Here is a 16,943-nt window from a genome sequence, read left to right as displayed (position 1 = left end):
CCCCGGCGCCCGCACGTCAGCGCCCGGCCAGCCACCGGTGGACCAGCGGCACCACCGAGGCGCCCTCGCCGCTGGCGGCGGCGACCCGCTTCATCGAGCCCGAGCGGATGTCGCCGGCCGCGAAGACGCCCGGCAGCGTCGTGGCGAGGTCGGCGGGCGGCAGGCCGTCGGTCCAGCGCTCGCGGGGCACGTCGCGCCCGGTGAGCACGAAGCCCTGCGCGTCGCGCTCGACCTCCGCCGGCAGCCACTCGCAGTGCGGCTCAGCGCCCAGCAGCAGGAACAGCCCGCCGGCGGCGACCTCCTCGCGGGCGCCGCTGCGGGTGTCCTCGAGCACGAGGCGCTCCAGCCGGCCCGCGCCGCCGCCGTCGACGACGGCCGTGCAGGTGCGCACCGCGATGCGCGGGTTGTGGTCGATCTCGCCGACGAGGTACTGCGACATGGTCTCGGCCAGCGAGGGCCGGCGCACCAGCACGGTCACCGAGCGGGCGAAGCGCGACAGGTGCACCGCGGCCTGGCCGGCGGAGTTGCCGCCGCCCACGACGTAGACGTCCTGGCCCTCCATCTCGCGGGCCGCGGTGAGCGCGGCGCCGTAGTGGACGCCGCGTCCCACGAGCTCCTCCAGCGGCTCGACGCGCAGCTTGCGGTAGGCCACGCCGGTCGAGACGACGACGGCGCGGGCCCTGACCTCGCCGGCCTCGGTGCGCACGACGTGCGGCTCCCCGTCGACGCCGGGCAGGAGCGCCTCGACCGACCAGCCGGTGAAGAACTGCGTGCCGAAGCGCAGGGCCTGGTTGCGGGCGCGCTGGGAGAGCCGCATGCCCGAGATGCCGCGGGGGAAGCCCAGGTAGTTGCGGATCATCGAGCTGGTGCCGGCCTGGCCGCCGATCGCCTCGGCCTCGAGCACGACGGTGGAGAGCCCCTCGGAGGCGGCGTAGACGGCCGCGCCCAGGCCCGCCGGCCCGGCCCCGACCACGACCAGGTCGACGACCTCGTCCACGGCGACGTCGCCGGGGGCGCCGTAGACCGAGAGCGCGACGTCGCGCACGCTGCGCGCCTCGACCACCTCGCGGTTCAGCGCGTGGACCAGCGGGTACGCCGCGTCCGGCCGGGCCAGCGCCCGCACGTGCCGGCCGCCCTTGCTGTCGGGGTGGTGGACCCGGCTGGGCATGCCCATCCGGTCGAGGTAGTCGCGGATGGCCAGCGTGAGGCCGTCCTGCTCCGGCGCGACGATCGTGACCGAGACGACCTCGGGGTCGGCGACCGTGGAGCCCCAGTCGGAGAGCAGGTCGGTGACGGCGTGGTGGAACTCCTCGTCGCGGGTGCCGCGCGGCATCAGCAGGTAGGCGTCGTACTTGCCGGCCGCCATGCCCGCGCGCAGCGGGGGGCCGTCGGGGATGAAGCGCTCCCAGTGGGCGGCGATCATCCGCCGGGCGGTCGGCACCACGGTGCGCCAGCGCCCGAAGGCCTCGAGCACGTGGCAGTCGGGCAGCACCGACTCGGTGACGAAGAGGGCGACCGTGCCGCCCTCGGTGCGCACCCGGGCGGCGACCTCCTCGGCCTCGGCGCACGAGGTGGCCGTGCGCAGGTCGTACTCGCGCTCGTAGCGCCCGAAGTGCTCGCGCAGCTCGTCGGCGCGGGTCTCGGAGACCAGCACGATGGTGGGGGCGGTGGGGTGCTGCAGGGGCACCACGGTGGCCGGGTCGTCGCTCACGCCCCGAGCCTAGGCGGGTGAACCGGACCCGGGGCAGCGCGTGGTGGGGTGGCCCGATGGTGCTCTACGCCGCCGACCCGGCCCGCCGCACGTGGCAGCTGCTCCTCGACCTCCTCGTGGTGCTGTGGGTGGTGCTGGCCGTCTGGGCCGGCACCCAGGTCACCGACGCCCTCGGCGGGGTGGCCGACCAGGTGCGCCAGGTCGACGACGCGGGCACCAGCCTGGCCGACAACCTCACCGGCGCCGGAGACACCCTCGACGGCACCCCGGTCGTGGGCGACGAGGTCGCCGCCCCCTTCGACCGGGCCGCCGAGGCCTCCGCGGGCATCGCGCAGGCCGGCGCCGACGGCGCCGACGCCGTCGACCGCGTGGCCTTCTGGTCGGGGGTGGTCACCGCCCTGCTGCTGGTGCTGGTCGCGCTGCCGTGGTGGCTGCCCGGGCGGGTGCGCTTCGTGCTCACCGCGACCCTGGCGCGGCGCTACCTGCGCGCCGGCGGCGACCCCGACCTCTACGCCGTGCGGGCGCTCGCCCGCCAGCCCGTGCGCGTCCTGGCCCGCGTGCCCGACGCCGCCGCCGGTTGGCGGCGCGGCGACCCCGCGACCGTGGCCGCCCTGGCCACCCTCGAGCTGCGCGCCGCCGGGCTCGCGGGCGTCGCGCCGGACGACGTGCCCGCCGACGCGCCTGCCGCCGCCGCCACCGCCCCGGCCGCGCGACCCGCACCGCCGCGCACACCGGGCGGCCCGCCGCCCGGCCCGCCCGGGCCCTAGGATCGTCCACCGTGCGCCTGCGGATCGATCTCGCCTACGACGGCACCGGCTTCCACGGGTGGGCGGCGCAGCCGACGCTGCGCACCGTGCAGGGCGACGTCGAGGCGGCGCTGGCCACGGCGCTGCGCAGCGAGCGGGTGCCGGTGGTCTGCGCCGGGCGCACCGACACCGGCGTCCACGCCCGCGGCCAGGTGCTCCACCTCGACGTCGACCCCGCGGTGCTCGCGGCCTCGGCCGGGCGCGCGACCGAGCCGCCGCTGGAGGCGCTGGCCCGTCGCCTCAACGGCATCCTCGCCGCCGACGTGCGGGTGCACCGCGTGAGCGAGGCCCCGCCGGGCTTCGACGCCCGCTTCGGGGCCACCTGGCGCCGCTACGCCTACCGCGTGGCCGACCGACCCGACCTCGTCGACCCGCTCGCGCGGCTGCACGTGCTGGCTTGGTCGCGCCCGCTGGACCTGGCGTCCATGCAGACCGCCGCCGACGACCTGGTCGGGCAGCACGACTTCGCCTCCTTCTGCCGCCGCCGCGAGGGGGCCACCACCATCCGCACGCTGCTCGAGCTCGCGTGGTCGCGCGACGCCGACGGTCTCGCCGTGGCCACCGTGCGCGCCGACGCCTTCTGCCACTCCATGGTCCGCTCGCTCGTGGGCTGCCTGCTCGCCGTCGGCGACGGCCGCCGGCCCCCGACGTGGCCCGCCGAGGTGCTGGCCGCCGGCGTCCGCTCGCCCGCGGTGGCCGTGGCCCACGCCCACGGTCTCACGCTCGAGGAGGTCGCCTACGCCGAGGACGACCAGCTCGCCGCTCGCGCCGAGCAGACCCGCGCCAGGAGGACCTGTGACTGACCAGCCCGAGGACCGCTCCGAGGACCACTACTTCACCGCCGACCCCTCGGTGCCCTTCACCCGCGCCGCCGTCGCGGCGCACGTGTGGGGCCACGACCTCGAGCTCGCCTCCGGGTCGGGCGTCTTCGCCCGCGGCCGGGTCGACGTCGGCACCGCGGTGCTCTTCCGCGAGACCGAGCCGCCGTCGGCCGGGCGGGTGCTCGACCTGGGCTGCGGCTACGGCGTCATCGGGCTGGCCGTGGCCGTCGCCGTGCCCGGCGCCGAGGTCACCGCCGTCGACGTCAACGAGCGCGCGGTGCTGCTGGCGGGGGAGAACGCCGCGGCGCTCGGCGTCGCGGACCGCTTCACCGCGCTCACGCCCGACGCGGTGGCCGAGGGCGCGACGTACGACGAGATCTGGTCGAACCCGCCCATCCGCATCGGCAAGGCCGCGCTCCACGAGCTGCTCCTCACCTGGCTGCCGCGCCTGGCGCCGGGCGGGCGCGCGGTGATGGTGGTGGGCAAGAACCTCGGCGCCGACTCGTTGCAGCGCTGGCTGGGCGAGCAGGGCTGGCCCACCGAGCGGCTGGCCAGCGCCAAGGGCTTCCGCGTGCTGGAGACGCGGCGGGGCTGAGGCCCGGCCGGGGACGGACGCAGACGGGCCGCCCGCCCCCGGAGGGACGGACGGCCCGTGCTGTGCGGCTCGGCGTGCTGTGCGGCTCAGGTGGTGCGGCCGGCTCAGGGCGCCTCGGGGATGCCGGACTCCGGCGGGGCGTCGTCGGCCTGGCCGGAGCTGTCCTCCTCGATCGGGGCGTCGCCGATGTCGGTGACCAGCACCGGGGTGATCGGGTCGCTGGCGCCGCCGTTGAGCTCGACCAGCTGCACGCCGGAGATGCCGAGGTGGCTGTCGGCGGAGTAGCGGAAGGGCGCCAGCTGCGGGCCCTCCAGCGACTCGCCGGACTCCTCGAGGGCCTCGACGAGGCCGTCGCGGGTGAGGTCCTCGCCGGCCGCGGCCAGGGTCTGCACGAAGGCGTAGGCGCTGGACATGCCGTAGATGCGGAAGTTGCTCAGCTCGCCCTCCTCGCCCTCCTGGTCCCAGACCTTCTGCCACAGCTGGGTCCACGGGTTGTCGGTGTCCTCGACGCCGGGGATGTACTCCGAGGTCAGGATCCCGTCGAGGGAGGAGTTGTCGCCCTCGACCGCGCCCTCGGAGAAGCGCGAGAGCAGGGAGCCGACGAGCTCGGGGTCGGAGCCGATGTTGGAGTAGAACCACTGCGGCTCGTAGCCCAGCCGCAGCGCCACGAGCTGGCTCAGCGCGGTGTAGGACGGGGTGTTGAAGGACAGCACGAGGTCGGCGTCGGCCGACTGGAGCGCGGCGATCTGCGGGCCCACGTCGGTGTTGCCGGAGGTGTAGCGCTGCACCTCGACGATCTGCTCGTCGAGGAACTGGCGCACCCCGACCTCGGCGTCGGCGCCCAGGTCGTCGTCCTGGAGGAAGAGACCGACCTTGGCGTCGGGCATGTTCTCGGCGACGTACTGGCCGATGATCTTGCCCTCGATCTCGTAGTCGGGCTGCCAGCCGAAGGTGTAGGGCCGGTTCTCGACGTCGTCGCCCCACTGCAGCGAGCCCGAGGAGACGAACATGTCGGGCACGCCCTCGTCGTTGAGGAAGTCCACGACCGCGCTGTGGGTCGGGGTGCCGAGGCCGCCGACCATCGCGAAGATCTCGTCCTGGAGCACCAGCTCGTTGGTGACGGTGCTGGTGTTGGTGGGGTTGTAGCCGTCGTCGCGCACGATGTAGTCGATCTGGCGGCCGTTGATGCCGCCGGCGGCGTTGACGTAGTCGAAGTACGCCGCGGCGCCCAGCGGGATCTCGCTGTAGCCCGGGGCCGCGACCCCGGTCAGCGGGAAGTGCGCGCCGATGGTGATGGTGTCGTCGGTGACGCCGATGTCGGTCGACCCGCCGCTGTCACCTCCGCCCCCGTCGGACTCGCGGTCGCCGCCGGCGCCGCACGCTGCGAGCAGCGTGGAGGCGGCGACCAGTCCGGCCAGCGGGCCGATGAGCCTGGCTCGTCTTGTCATGTGGGTGTTCCCTTCGAGGAGGTGGGGACGGTGCTGCGGGTGGGGGAGTCGGGGGTGCCGGTCGTGCCGGTGGTGCTGGCCGCGACCGGCGCCGGGGCAAGGGCGACCCGGGCCTGGCGGCGGATGCGCCAGGCGCGGAAGGAGCCGGCGATGCCGGCCGGGGCGAGCAGGATGACCGCGATCATGACCAGGCCGTAGACGAGTGGCGCCAGCTCGGCGGCCCGCAGGTCGCTGAGGCCGGCGTCGCTGCCGACGCTGGTGACGAAGGGCGGCAGGAAGGTCAGCAGCGCCGCTCCGACCAGGGCGCCGCCCAGGCTGCCCAGACCGCCCAGGACCACCGCGGTGAGCAGGGTGAGGCTGAGGGTGAGCGTGAAGCCGCTGGGCGCGGCCAGCCGCACGGTGAAGGCCAGCATGGCGCCGGCCGCCCCCGCCGCGGCGGCGCTGACCATGAAGGCCGAGACCCGCGAGCGGCCCAGCCGGACGCCGGCCAGCTCCGCGGAGACCTCGCCGTCGCGCACGGCGCGCCACCGGCGGCCGACCCGGCCGCGGGAGAGGTTGGCCAGCAGCACGTAGGTGACCGCGAGGGTGGTCCACGCCATGAGGGCGACCCAGCCGCTGCGGGTCATCTCGGTGCCGGTGAGGAGGTACTCCGCGTCCAGCGCCCAGACCGGCACGTCGGGCATCGAGACCCGCAGGCCCTGCTCCCCGCCGAGGGTCTCGCCGAAGTAGAGCGCGATGCCGGGCACGGCGACGGCCAGGGCCAGGGTGGCGCCGGCGAGGTAGGGGCCGTGGAGACGGGCGGCGGCCGCGCCGACCGCCGTACCGACCGCGAGCGTGACGAGCACCGACACCAGCACCACCAGCGGCAGCGGCGTCGAGGCGTCGCGGTCGGGCAGCATGAGGGCCGCGGTGTAGGCCCCGATCGCCATGAGCGCCCCGTGGCCCAGCGAGATCTGGCCGTTGAGGCCGGTGAGGATGGTCAGCCCGCCCGCGGCGATGCCGAGGTAGGCCATCGAGGAGAGCTGGATGGCCCGGAAGTCGTTGACCGTCTCGAGCAGCAGCAGGACGACCAGCAGGCCGACGAGCGCGACGAGGACGTGGCGACCCAGGACGGAGTCGCGCCAGAGGCGTTGCAGCTTCGCGGGCATCAGACGCGCCTCTCCGCGGCCTGGGAGAACAGGCCCCCGGGTCGCAGGGTCAGGACCAGCATGAGGATGCCCAGGGCGGCCAGGGCGACGAGCTCGGAGCCGACGTAGCCGCTGACGAAGCTGAGCGAGACGCCGAGGGTCAGGCCCCCGACCACCGCGCCGATGGGGCTCTCCAGGCCGCCGAGCACGGCGGCCACGAAGCCGTAGACGACGACGGAGTCCATGTAGCCCGGGTGGACCAGGCTGCCGCCGGCGATGAGGATGCCGGCCAGGGAGCCGACCAGCGCCGCCAGGGCCCAGCCGAGGGTGAGCATGCGCCCGACCCTGACGCCCAGCAGGCGGGCGACCTCCTGGTTGTAGGCCGCGGCCCGCATGCGCAGGCCCACGTCGGTGAAGCGGAAGAGCGCCACCAGCAGCGCCATCACCACCACGACCGCGCCGATGGTGAAGACCCCGAAGCCGGTCAGCGCGATGGTGCTGCCGCCGACCTCGAAGCCGCGGATGCCGAACGGCGCGGGGAAGGAGCGGTAGGCGTTGCCGAACACCACGGCCGCGAGGGCGTGGAGCACGATGAAGAGGCCCAGGGTGAGGATGACGGCGTTGATCTCCGGCTTGTCCTCGACCGGGCGGATCAGCACCCGCTCGACGACCGCGCCGAGCACGAGGCCCGCGAGCAGGGCGGCGGCGAAGCCGATCCAGTAGGAGTAGCCGGCGTCGATGAGGGTGAGGGCGATGAAGGTGGTCACCATCGCCATCGGCGCCTGGGCGAAGTTCACGATCCGCGTGGAGCGGAAGATCAGCACGAGGGCCAGCGCGAACGCGGCGTAAACCATGCCGAGGGTCAGACCGCCGAGGGCGGTGTTCAGCAGCTGCTGCACGAGGTCTCTCCTTCTCGTCGCACGGGGTCAGAACCCGAGGTAGGCGTGTCGGAGCTGGTCGTCGGCCGCCAGCGTGGCCGCGTCGTCGTCGGCCACCACACGGCCGAGGTTGAGCACGACGCCGTGGTCGGCGACCGACAGGGCGCTGCGGGCGTTCTGCTCCACGAGCAGCACGCTCAGCCCGTCGGTCTGCACGAGCCCGCGCAGCAGGTCGAAGATCTGGGCGACGATGCGCGGGGCCAGGCCGAGGGAGGGCTCGTCGAGCAGCAGCATCCGGGGCCCGGCCATCAGCGCGCGGCCGATGACGAGCATCTGCCGCTCCCCACCCGAGAGCGTGTGGGCCAGCGCCGCCCGACGGTCGCCCAGGATGGCGAAGAGGTCGTAGACGCGGTCGAGGTCGGCGGGCTGCACGCGGCGCCCGCGTCCCAGGCCCCCGAGGCGGAGGTTCTCCTCGATGGTCAGCTCGGTGATCACGCCGCGGCCCTCGGGCACGTGGGCCATGCCGAGCCCGGGCATCCGGTCGGCCGCGACCTTGCCGAGTCGCCTGCCCTCGAGCTCGATGGTGCCGGAGTCGGCGCGCTGCAGGCCCGAGACCGTGCGCAGCAGCGTGGTCTTGCCGGCGCCGTTGGCCCCGAGGACGGCGGTGATCTCGCCCTCGCGGGCGGTGAAGGAGACCTGCTGCAGCGCCTTGACGGGGCCGTAGCTGGTCGACAGCTCGTGGAGGGTCAGCACGTCAGCGACCTCCCTCGGTCGTCGCGGGCAGGGCGCCGGGGGCGTCCTCGTCGCCGACGACCTCGCCGAGGTAGGCGGCCAGCACGGCGGGGTCGTCGCGGACCTCGGCCGGTGTGCCGTGGGCGATGACGCGGCCGAAGTCGAGCACCGTGATCTCGTCGCAGACCCGCATGACCAGGTCCATGTGGTGCTCCACGAGCATCACCGACATCCGGTCGGTCAGGCTGCGCACCAGGTCCCCGAGCTCGTCCATCTCGTCGGCGGACAGCCCGCTGGCGGGCTCGTCGAGGAGCAGCAGCGTCGGCTCGGCGGCCAGCGCCCGGGCGAGGGCGACCCGCTTGCGCACGGGGTAGGGCAGGCTGGGCGGGTAGCGGTCGGCGTACGCCGCGATGCCGAGCTCCTCGAGCACGGCGCGGGCCCGCTCGCGCAGCTCACGCTCCTCGCGGGCCGCCCGGGGCAGGGCGAGCAACGAGCCCAGGAACCCCACGCTCGCGTGGCGGTCGGCGCCCACGACGACGTTGTCGAGCACGCTCATCCGGTCGAAGAGGCCGAGGCCCTGCAGCGTGCGGGCCATGCCGAGGCCGGCCAGCTGGTGGGCGTGCAGGCGGCCCAGCTCGCGAGCCTCCCGCACGATCGTGCCGGTGTCGGGGGTGACGAAGCCGCACGCGACGTTGAAGAGGGTCGTCTTGCCGGCGCCGTTGGGGCCGATGACCCCCAGCACCTGGTGCGGACGGACGGCGAGGCCCACGCCCGAGAGGGCCGTGACGCCGCCGAAGGTGACGGTCACGTCGCGCAGCTCAAGCACGGGGCCGGTGGCCGAGGCGGCCCCGGGGGACGGCGCAGCGGGGGAGGAGGTCGCGGACATCGCGCCCTTTCGTCGGGGGGTCGGCGGGGGTCGTCGCAGGTCGGTCGCGGGTCGGTCGCGCGCGGCGGGGTGGCGCCGCGGGAGGACGGTGTCGACCAGGTCGAGGGTGGGGCCCCGGTGTGACGGCCACCACTTTGGTCGCAGCGCACAGGAAGTGCACTAGGCGCGGAGCACAAAGATCCTTGGATCCAACGCAGTGATCGGGGTCAAGGGCTGGTCAAGATTGTGCGCGGAGTGCGAACGTCGTCCCGTGTCCTCCTCTGGGCGACCCGGCGCCTCCCCCGGGGCCGCCGAGCGGGCCCCCGGCCGCCGGTCGGCGTGGCCGGCCCCCGACCCGGTCGGCTTCGACCGCGCCACGACGGCCGACGTACGTCGGGCCTGGCGGCTGCTGGTCGACGACGCCGACCGCATCGCCGACCAGATCACGCTGACCCTGCTCGAGCGCGACGCCGAGGTCTACGACCGCGTGGGGCCCGACCTGCGTCTCGACGTGCGCGAGAGCACCCGGATGCACATCCGGCGAGGGCTGGAGATCCTCAGCGGCAGCGCGCAGCCGGGGGGCGAGGGTGCGCGCGACGTGTGGCGGGAGACCGGCCGGCGGCGCGCCCGCCAGGGGGTGCCCCTGGAGGTCGTGCTGAACGCCTACACGCTCGGTGCGCGGGTGCTGTGGCAGGCGCTCGTGGAGCGCTCCTCGACCGGCCCCGCCGACCTGCGGGTCGACGACGCCGTGCTCCTCCTCGCCGGGCGGGGGGTCTGGGCCGACCTGGACATCCAGAACGCCGTGCTCATCGACGCCTACCGCCGAGAGGCGCGCCGGCTCCAGCGCCAGGACCTCCAGCGCCAGCAGACCGTGCTCGACGCGCTGCTCGAGGGCCGCGGCGCCGATCCCGACTTCGCCGGTGAGGCGCTCGCGGTGCTGGGCATCCGCGGCGACGCCGACCTCGCCTGCGTGGTCGCGCTCCAGGACGGCTCGCTCGACGACGCCCTCACGCTGGCCGAGGACGGCCTCGAGCGGCTCGGGGTCACCGCGGTGTGGCACGTCCGCGCCGGGGCCCACTTCGGCCTGCTCGCCGGCCCCCTGCCCGACGAGCCCGGGCTGGCGCAGGTCTTCGCGCCGCACGCGGCCGGTCGAGTCGGCGTCGCCGGCTGCCCCGACGGGATCGCCGGCTTCGCCGCCGCCTACCAGCTCGCCACCCGCGCTGCCGAGACCCTCCCGCGCGGCCGGCCCCAGGTGGTCTCGGTCTCCGAGCGGCTCCCCGAGGTGCTGCTGGCGGGCAGCCCCCAGGTCGCGCCGCTGCTGCTGCGCGAGACCCTCGGCGACCTGCTGAACCAGCCCGAGGCCCAGCTCACGACCCTCGTCGACACCCTGCGCGCCCTGCTGCGCCACGACGGCTCCCCGACCCACGCCGCGGAGGAGCTCTTCTGCCACCGCAACACCGTCATCTACCGCCTCAAGCAGATCGAGGCCCTCACCGGCCGCCACCTCGCCAACCCCCGGGACAAGCTGATGCTCGAGCTCGCCCTGCTGGCCTACGACCGCTGACGACGTCGGTCCCCCCGGGTGCTCGAGCAGTCGGTCGAGGTCTCGGGCGACGGAGCGCCTGAGGCGGCGCGTGGTCCCGCCGGTGGTCCCGCCCTCGGTGGCGCGGCGGGTGACGTCGTCGCCCGGGTGTCGTGGTCGTCGCGGATCCGAGACGGCGTGCTGGTGCGCAGGGCGCGGTCGGTCTGCCGGTCGCCGTAGCGTGGCCCGCCCGAGAAGTGGCGGCGTACCACCGGTCGAGGGCCGCCGGAGGTGTCGTCTCCCGCCACTCCCGGTCGGTCGGTCACCGCGCGCGCTGCCGACCCGTCACGCGCGGGCGCCTCGTGTCCTGGGGTGGGTCGTCCGGGGAGTGGCGGCGTACGACGGGTGGAGGGCCGCTTGGAGGTGTCGTCTCCCGCCACTTCCGGTCGGTCGGTCACCGACGCCGACCCACGGGCCGGTCGCCGGGCGGCACCGACGGCTGGGTGGAGCGGCTGGTCAGGCGGCGGTGAGGGAGTCGAGGACCAGGTCGGTGAGCTCGTCGCTGGTCGTCTCGGTGCCGGCGGTGACGGTGATGGTCACGAGCTGCCCGTCGACGTCGACGGCCAGGGCCTGCGATCGCACCTGGCCGCCACCGGCCTCCAGGGTGTAGGCGACACGGAGGGCGTCGCCGGCACCGGTCTCGACGGCCTCGATCGAGGTGATGGTGGCGCCGATCTGCTTCAGCTCGGCCCGCGCGGCGGACTCGGTGGGGAGGGCCCCGGGGACGTGCACGACGTTGAGGTTGGTCAGGACACCCGCGTCACGCTCGCCGTCGCTGGTGACGATGAGGTCCATCTGGGCGAAGGTCTGCACGGCCTGCTCGGGGGTGACGCCGAGGCGCTCGGCGAGGTCCTGGACGACCGGGTCTTCGGTGGCGTCGTCGCCGGAGAAGGCCTCGGCCGCGTCGACCGTCACCCACGACCCGGGTACGTCGAAGGCGACCTGGTCGGTCGCGACCTCCTGCGTGTCGGTCTCGGTGTCGGTGTCGGGCTCCGAGGTCTCCGACGGCTCCGAGGCGGATGCCGAGGGCGACGACGCGGCGGAGGTCTCCGGGGAGCTCTCGGAGGGGCCGTCGGCCGAGTCGTCGGAGGAGCAGCCGGTGGCGACGAGGGCGAGGCACAGGGCAACGGGGGCGAGGAACGGGCGCAGGCGCATGGCGTGACGCTACCCGCCGGCGCTCACGCCTGGGCCGCTCCTCCCCGCTCGGGCCGCACAGCTCTGCTCGGCCCTCCCTGGTCAGCGGTGCAGCAGCCCCCGGAAGAGCGCGAGCGACTCGTCCACCGCGGCCTGGGCCGCGGCGGAGTGGCGTCCCATGTCGACGAAGCCGTGGATGAGGCCGGGGAAGACGCGGTGCTCGACCGGCACGCCGGCCGCGGCCAGGGCCTCGGCGTAGGCGTTGCCGTCGTCGCGCAGCGGGTCGAACTCGGCGGTGACGACGACGGCGGGGGGCAGCCCCGCCTTGTCGCCGAGCATGGGGGAGAAGCGCGGCGACCCAACCACCTCGCCCCCGCCGGAGCCGACGTAGTGCGCCCCGAACCACAGCATGGTGGCCTGGTCGAGGAAGTAGCCCTCGGCGTTCTCGGTGGTGGAGGGGTAGCTGCCGGCCAGGTCGGTGGCGGGGTAGAAGAGCAGCTGCGCGTCGAGCGGGCGACCCTCGTCGCGCATCACCTGGGTGACGACCGCCGAGAGGTTGCCCCCGGCGGAGTCGCCGGTGACGGCCAGCACGTCGTTGCCGCCGAGGTCGGCGAGGTGCTCGGAGGCCCACCGGGTGGCGGCGACGGCGTCGTCGACGGCGGCCGGGAACGGGTGCTCGGGGGCGAGGCGGTAGTCGACGGAGACCACGACCGCGTGGCACGCGTCGGCGACGCAGCGGGCGTAGAGGTCGTGGGTGTCGAGGTCGCCGACGACGAAGCCCCCTCCGTGCAGCAGCACCACGGTGGGGAGCGGGCCGTCGGAGGCCGGGCGGTAGACCCGGGCGGGCCGCGGGCCGTCGCCGCCCGGGACCTCGACGTCCTCGACCCGCTCGACCTCCGGGAGCACCGCGGGGTCGCGCAGGTCGACGGCGAGGGTGCGGAAGTCGTGGCGCGCCTGCTCGGCGGTGCCCTCCGACATCGACGGCGCGCCGGAGTCGGCGAGGAACTGCAGCAGGGTGGCCAGCTGGGGGTCGAGCGGCACGGAGGGTGCTCCTGTCAGGGGTGGAGGGTGTGCGGCGGGAGGGGTCAGACGAAGGCGTTGATGCCGGTCTCGGCGCGGCCGATGAGCAGCTTCTGGATCTGGCTGGTGCCTTCGTAGAGCGTCATGACCCGGGCGTCGCGCAGGTACTTCGCGCCGGGGTACTCGTCGACGTAGCCCGCGCCGCCGTGCACCTGGATGCAGTTGTTGGCCGCTCGCACCGCGGCCTCGGAGGCGAACAGCTTGGCCTTGGAGGCGGCGGTGCCGAAGGGCTCGCCCCGGTCGATGAGGTCGGCGCAGCGCCACACCAGCAGGCGCGCGGCGTCGGCGTCGAGGGAGATGTCGGCGATCATGTCCTGCACCAGCTGGAAGCCCGCGATGGGCTTGCCGAACTGGGTGCGGTTGAGGGCGTAGTCGACGCTGGTCTCCAGGCACCCCTGCACGATGCCGACGCAGCCGGCGGCGACCGCCAGCCGTCCCTTGTCGAGGGTGCTCATGGCGATCTTGAAGCCCTTGCCGACCTCGCCGAGCACGGCCGAGGCCGGCACGCGCACGTCGGAGAGGAACAGCTCGGCCGTGGCCTGGCCGCGCAGCCCGAGCTTGCCCTTGATCTCGCGGGCCTCGAAGCCGGGGGTGTCGGTGGGCACCAGGAACGCCGTGACCCCGCGGGGTCCGTCGTCGCTGGTGCGGGCGAAGACGAGGGCGACGTCGGCCCAGGTGCCGTTGGTGATGAACAGCTTCTGGCCGTTGAGGACGTAGTCGTCGCCGTCCTTGACCGCGCGCGAGGTCAGGTTGCCGGCGTCGGAGCCGGTGCCGGGCTCGGTGAGCCCGAAGCAGCCCAGCTTCGAGGCGGTGGCCAGCTGCGGCAGCCACTCCTGCTTCTGCTCCTCGCTGCCGAAGAACAGGATCGACTTGCCGACCAGGCCGCTGCTGACCGAGACGATGCCCCGCAGGGCGGAGTCGGCGCGGCCGAGCTCCTCCATGGCGATGGCGTAGGTGACGTAGTCGCCGCCCAGCCCGCCGTACTCCTCGGGGATGGTCAGGCCGAAGAAGCCGAGCTCGGCCATCTTCGGCACGATCGCGAGGTCGACCGACTCGTCGCGGTCCCACTGGATGCGGTGGGGCACGGCCTCCTTGTCGAGGAAGGCCCGCGCGGTGTCGCGGAAGCTCTGCTGCTCGTCGCTCAGGGAGAGGTCCATGACCTCATCCTGACCCACGGGTGGTCGCCGTCACAGTCCCGGTCCCGGCGGGCGGACCGTGCTCAGCGGTGGGCGAGGGTGACGCCGCCGTCGAGCACGACGGTCTGCCCGGTCAGCCAGGAGGCCTCCTCGGAGAGCAGGAACGCCACGGCGCCCGCGACGTCGTCGGGCACACCGAGGCGGCGCAGCGGGTACGTCGCGGCGACCTCCTCCTCGCGGCCCTCGAAGAGGGCCTCGGCGAAGCGGGTCTTCACGACCGCGGGGGCGACCGCGTTGACCCGCACCGACGGGCCGAGCTCGACGGCGAGGTCCTTGGTCAGGTGGATGAGCATCGCCTTGCTCGCGCCGTACATCGCGATGCCCGGGGCGCTGCTGACGCCCGCGACCGAGGCGACGTTGACCACCGCACCGCCGTGCTCGCCCATCCAGGCGCGGTGGGCGACCTGCACCCAGCCGAGGGCGGCGACCACGTTGACGTCCACGATCTTGCGGGCGGCGTCGAGGTCGAGCGCCATCAGCGGGCCGTAGGCGGGGTTGATGCCGGTGTTGTTGACCAGCAGGTCGACGCTGCCAAAGGCCTCGAGGGTGCGGGCCACCGCCTCGTCGCGGTGCGCGGCGTCACCGGCGTTGCCGGCCACGCCGATCGCGTGGTCGGGGCCGCCGAGGCTCGCGACGGCCTCCTCGAGCGCCTCGGGCTTGCGGGCGGTGACGCAGACCCGCGCCCCCTCCGCGACCAGCCGCTGGGCCACGGCCAGGCCGATGCCGCGACTGGCGCCGGTGACGACGGCGGTCCTGCCCTGGAGTCCTCGCACGGTGGTGCCTCTCGTGTGTCTCGGTCGGTGGTGTGGGTCAGTCGGGTGGGGGTCAGGCGGGTGGGGGTCAGGCGGGGGTGGGGCGCTCGTGGCGGCGCTCCCACCAGGTGGAGCCGGCGAGCACCAGGCCCGCCAGCAGCCCGCCGGCGACCACGTCGACGACGTAGTGCTCGGCGTAGTAGACCAGGGCCACCGACATCAGCAGCGGGTAGAGCAGCAGCAGCCAGCGCCAGCGGGTGCGCAGGTGGCCCACGCCGTAGAGCGCGACGAGGAACGTGATGCCCGCGTGCAGCGAGGGCATGGCGGCGACCGGGTTGCCGACACCCTGGAGCACCAGGTCGAAGCGGCCCAGGCCCAGGTCGGCCCACCCGCGGCCGGTGATCCGGGTGACCTCGCCGAGGTAGCCCTGCTCGGAGGCCATCCACGGCGGGGCCATCGGGTAGACGACGTAGATGACCAGGGCGCCGAAGTTGATGGCCAGGAAGCGGCGCATCCAGCGCACCCACTGGGTGCGGTTGCGCACCCACAGCACGGCCGCGATGGTCAGGCCGGTGAGGAAGTGGGAGGCGTAGACGGTGGTCAGGACGACGTCGTACCACCGGGGCGGGCTCTCGCGCAGGCACGGGTCGCCGCACCACGCGTCCTGGAGGCGCTCGGTGGGCGTGACGCCCCCGCCGAGCCACTCGTCGACGGTGATCGGCATCCGCACGTGCACCGGGAGGCCGAGCTCGTCGGTGAGGCCGCGGCTGTAGAAGTAGACGACCAGGCCGATGACCGGCAGCGACCAGTCGCGCAGGAACAGCAGGTGGTAGCGCCACGGGGCCTGCACGTTCCACGCGATCGTGCCGAGCCACAGCCACACGAACACCTGGACGGTGTCGTTGGGGATGCCGAGGAGCTCGCTCCACAGCACCAGCAGCACGGCGTAGACCGCCATGGCCAGGGCCCGGGGGCCCCGGCTCGTGGTCGGCGGCAGGCCCGGGGGTGCCGAGCGGGTGGTGTCCTCGGCGGTGCCCGTCATGGGAGGGATCCTAAGGACCCCTCCCACCGGTGTCAGGGAAGCGGGTCGATCGAGCCGTAGTCGCCGATGCCGCCGGCCAGGGCGGAGAGGTGGTGCTGGCCGTCGCCGAGGAGCCGCTCGAGGGCGGTGAGGACCGAGACGTAGCTGCCCACGGAGTACTCCGCGGTCATGCCGATGCCCCCGTGCAGCTGGATCGCCTCCTGACCGACGTGGCGGCTGGCCCGGCTCACCTGGAGCGAGGCGCGGTGGGCGGCGTCACGGGTGGCCTCGGCGTCGCCGGTGGCCAGCACCATGGTCGCCCACTGGGTCAGGCTCGTGGCCAGCTCCAGGGAGACGTACATGTCGGCGGCGCGGAAGTTGAGCGCCTGGAAGGTGTTGAGCGGCACGCCGAACTGCTTGCGGCTCTTGAGGTACTCCGTGGTGGTGCGCAGCGCCACCTCCATCGCGCCGACGGCCTGGTTGCAGGCCATGATCCGGCCGATGTCCTGGACCGTGGCGATGCTGGCGGTGACGTCGCGCCCCGCCTCGCCCAGCGGCGTCGCGGCGGTGCCGGAGAAGGTCACCTTGGCCGCGCGGCCGCCGTCGTAGGTTGGGTAGTCGGTGCGCTCGGCGGCCGAGCCCTCGACGAGGAAGAGGCCGGTGCCGCCGTCGGGCAGCGCGGCGCTCACCACGAGCAGGTCGGCGCGCGCGCCGTGGACGACCGGCTCCTTGACGCCGCTCAGCGTCCAGGAGCCGCCCTCCTCGGCGGCCGTGACCGCGCCGGCCGAGGCGCTCCAGCGCGAGCCGGGCTCGTCGTGGGCCAGCGCCAGGACGCTCTCGCCGGCGCTCAGCGCGCCGAGCACCTCGCCGCGCTGCTCGGTGGTGCCGACCGCGGAGACCAGCCCGCCGGCGAGCACGACGCTGGTGAGGTAGGGCTCAGGCGCGATGACGCGGCCGAGCTCCTGGGCCACGATCGAGATCTCGACCGGCCCGGCGCCGACCCCGCCGTCGTCCTCGCTGAAGGGCAGGCCCAGCACGCCCATCTCGGCCAGCTGGGTCCAGACCTTCTCCGAGAAGCCCGGGTCGGCCTTGGTGGTCTGGCGGCGCTGCTCGAAGTCGGAGTAGGCCCGGCCGACCAGTCCGCGCACCGCGTCGCGCAGGGCGTCCTGCTCGTCGTCGTAGGTGAAGTCCATGA

General features: G+C 74.5%; 16 protein-coding genes. 4 read left to right on the top strand and 12 right to left on the bottom strand.

What is annotated here, in order from left to right; genetic code table 11:
- Window positions 1-16: 16 nt before the first annotated feature.
- Window positions 17-1,711 carry an FAD-dependent oxidoreductase gene (locus ASF50_RS13790; RefSeq protein WP_056904799.1) on the bottom strand — a complete coding sequence of 565 codons (1,695 nt, stop codon included), beginning with the start codon at window positions 1,709-1,711 and terminating at the stop codon, window positions 17-19.
- Between the two features lie 17 nt (window positions 1,712-1,728).
- Between ASF50_RS13790 and ASF50_RS13785 the strand changes: the two genes are divergently transcribed.
- The 3 genes from ASF50_RS13785 to ASF50_RS13775 are packed head-to-tail and all read left to right on the top strand — an operon-like array spanning window position 1,729 to window position 3,933.
- A complete protein-coding gene (locus ASF50_RS13785) occupies window positions 1,729-2,478 on the top strand; it encodes a hypothetical protein (RefSeq protein ID WP_200920157.1) in 750 nt (249 codons plus the stop codon).
- Between the two features lie 11 nt (window positions 2,479-2,489).
- Window positions 2,490-3,320 carry a tRNA pseudouridine(38-40) synthase TruA gene (truA, locus tag ASF50_RS13780; RefSeq protein WP_056904798.1) on the top strand — a complete coding sequence of 277 codons (831 nt, stop codon included), beginning with the start codon at window positions 2,490-2,492 and terminating at the stop codon, window positions 3,318-3,320.
- Window positions 3,313-3,933 carry a class I SAM-dependent methyltransferase gene (locus ASF50_RS13775; protein WP_056904797.1) on the top strand — a complete coding sequence of 207 codons (621 nt, stop codon included), beginning with the start codon at window positions 3,313-3,315 and terminating at the stop codon, window positions 3,931-3,933. Before truA ends, ASF50_RS13775 begins: the two co-directional genes overlap by 8 nt.
- Window positions 3,934-4,037: 104 nt before the next feature.
- On the opposite strand, the gene ASF50_RS13770 is transcribed toward ASF50_RS13775, so the two are convergent.
- Genes ASF50_RS13770 through ASF50_RS13750 form a run of 5 tightly spaced genes read right to left on the bottom strand, consistent with a single transcriptional unit; the run spans window position 4,038 to window position 9,004 of the window.
- Entirely contained in the window at window positions 4,038-5,381 is a 1,344-nt protein-coding gene (locus ASF50_RS13770; RefSeq protein WP_056862106.1) for an ABC transporter substrate-binding protein, read from the bottom strand.
- The gene (locus ASF50_RS13765; protein ID WP_082503179.1) at window positions 5,378-6,529 is read right to left on the bottom strand and encodes a branched-chain amino acid ABC transporter permease; all 1,152 of its coding nucleotides are present in this window, start codon (window positions 6,527-6,529) and stop codon (window positions 5,378-5,380) included. Before ASF50_RS13765 ends, ASF50_RS13770 begins: the two co-directional genes overlap by 4 nt.
- A complete protein-coding gene (locus tag ASF50_RS13760; RefSeq protein ID WP_056862107.1) occupies window positions 6,529-7,407 on the bottom strand; it encodes a branched-chain amino acid ABC transporter permease in 879 nt (292 codons plus the stop codon). Before ASF50_RS13760 ends, ASF50_RS13765 begins: the two co-directional genes overlap by 1 nt.
- Before the next feature lie 27 nt (window positions 7,408-7,434).
- Window positions 7,435-8,139: an ABC transporter ATP-binding protein gene (locus tag ASF50_RS13755; protein WP_056904796.1), complete on the bottom strand. Its 705-nt coding sequence runs from the start codon at window positions 8,137-8,139 to the stop codon at window positions 7,435-7,437.
- A gap of 1 nt (window position 8,140) precedes the next feature.
- Window positions 8,141-9,004, bottom strand: coding sequence for an ABC transporter ATP-binding protein (locus ASF50_RS13750; RefSeq protein WP_056904795.1), 864 nt, complete (start codon window positions 9,002-9,004; stop codon window positions 8,141-8,143).
- 250 nt (window positions 9,005-9,254) lie between these two features.
- Between ASF50_RS13750 and ASF50_RS13745 the strand changes: the two genes are divergently transcribed.
- The gene (locus tag ASF50_RS13745; protein ID WP_082503178.1) at window positions 9,255-10,547 is read left to right on the top strand and encodes a PucR family transcriptional regulator; all 1,293 of its coding nucleotides are present in this window, start codon (window positions 9,255-9,257) and stop codon (window positions 10,545-10,547) included.
- A 474-nt stretch (window positions 10,548-11,021) separates the two neighbouring features.
- Here the strand turns inward: ASF50_RS13745 and ASF50_RS13740 are convergent, their stop codons facing one another.
- The 6 genes from ASF50_RS13740 to ASF50_RS13715 all read right to left on the bottom strand — a co-directional run bounded on the left by ASF50_RS13740 (window position 11,022) and on the right by ASF50_RS13715 (window position 16,941).
- Entirely contained in the window at window positions 11,022-11,720 is a 699-nt protein-coding gene (locus ASF50_RS13740; protein ID WP_056904794.1) for a hypothetical protein, read from the bottom strand.
- Window positions 11,721-11,801: 81 nt separating this feature from the next.
- Window positions 11,802-12,740: an alpha/beta hydrolase gene (locus ASF50_RS13735; RefSeq protein ID WP_056904793.1), complete on the bottom strand. Its 939-nt coding sequence runs from the start codon at window positions 12,738-12,740 to the stop codon at window positions 11,802-11,804.
- 44 nt (window positions 12,741-12,784) lie between these two features.
- Window positions 12,785-13,936 (bottom strand): acyl-CoA dehydrogenase family protein, encoded by a 1,152-nt coding sequence (locus tag ASF50_RS13730; RefSeq protein ID WP_056862112.1) that lies wholly within the window; start codon window positions 13,934-13,936, stop codon window positions 12,785-12,787.
- 62 nt (window positions 13,937-13,998) lie between these two features.
- Window positions 13,999-14,748 carry an SDR family oxidoreductase gene (locus ASF50_RS13725; protein ID WP_056904792.1) on the bottom strand — a complete coding sequence of 250 codons (750 nt, stop codon included), beginning with the start codon at window positions 14,746-14,748 and terminating at the stop codon, window positions 13,999-14,001.
- Window positions 14,749-14,815: 67 nt separating this feature from the next.
- Window positions 14,816-15,769: a phosphatase PAP2 family protein gene (locus ASF50_RS13720; RefSeq protein WP_056862114.1), complete on the bottom strand. Its 954-nt coding sequence runs from the start codon at window positions 15,767-15,769 to the stop codon at window positions 14,816-14,818.
- Between the two features lie 32 nt (window positions 15,770-15,801).
- The gene (locus ASF50_RS13715) at window positions 15,802-16,941 is read right to left on the bottom strand and encodes an acyl-CoA dehydrogenase family protein (protein ID WP_056904791.1); all 1,140 of its coding nucleotides are present in this window, start codon (window positions 16,939-16,941) and stop codon (window positions 15,802-15,804) included.
- Window positions 16,942-16,943 lie beyond the last annotated feature (2 nt).

The organism is Nocardioides sp. Leaf307 (genome assembly GCF_001423135.1).
GTDB classification, from domain to species: Bacteria; Actinomycetota; Actinomycetes; order Propionibacteriales; family Nocardioidaceae; genus Nocardioides; species Nocardioides kribbensis.
Note: the sequence above shows the minus strand (reverse complement) of the source record. Positions and strands in the feature narration are given on the sequence as shown.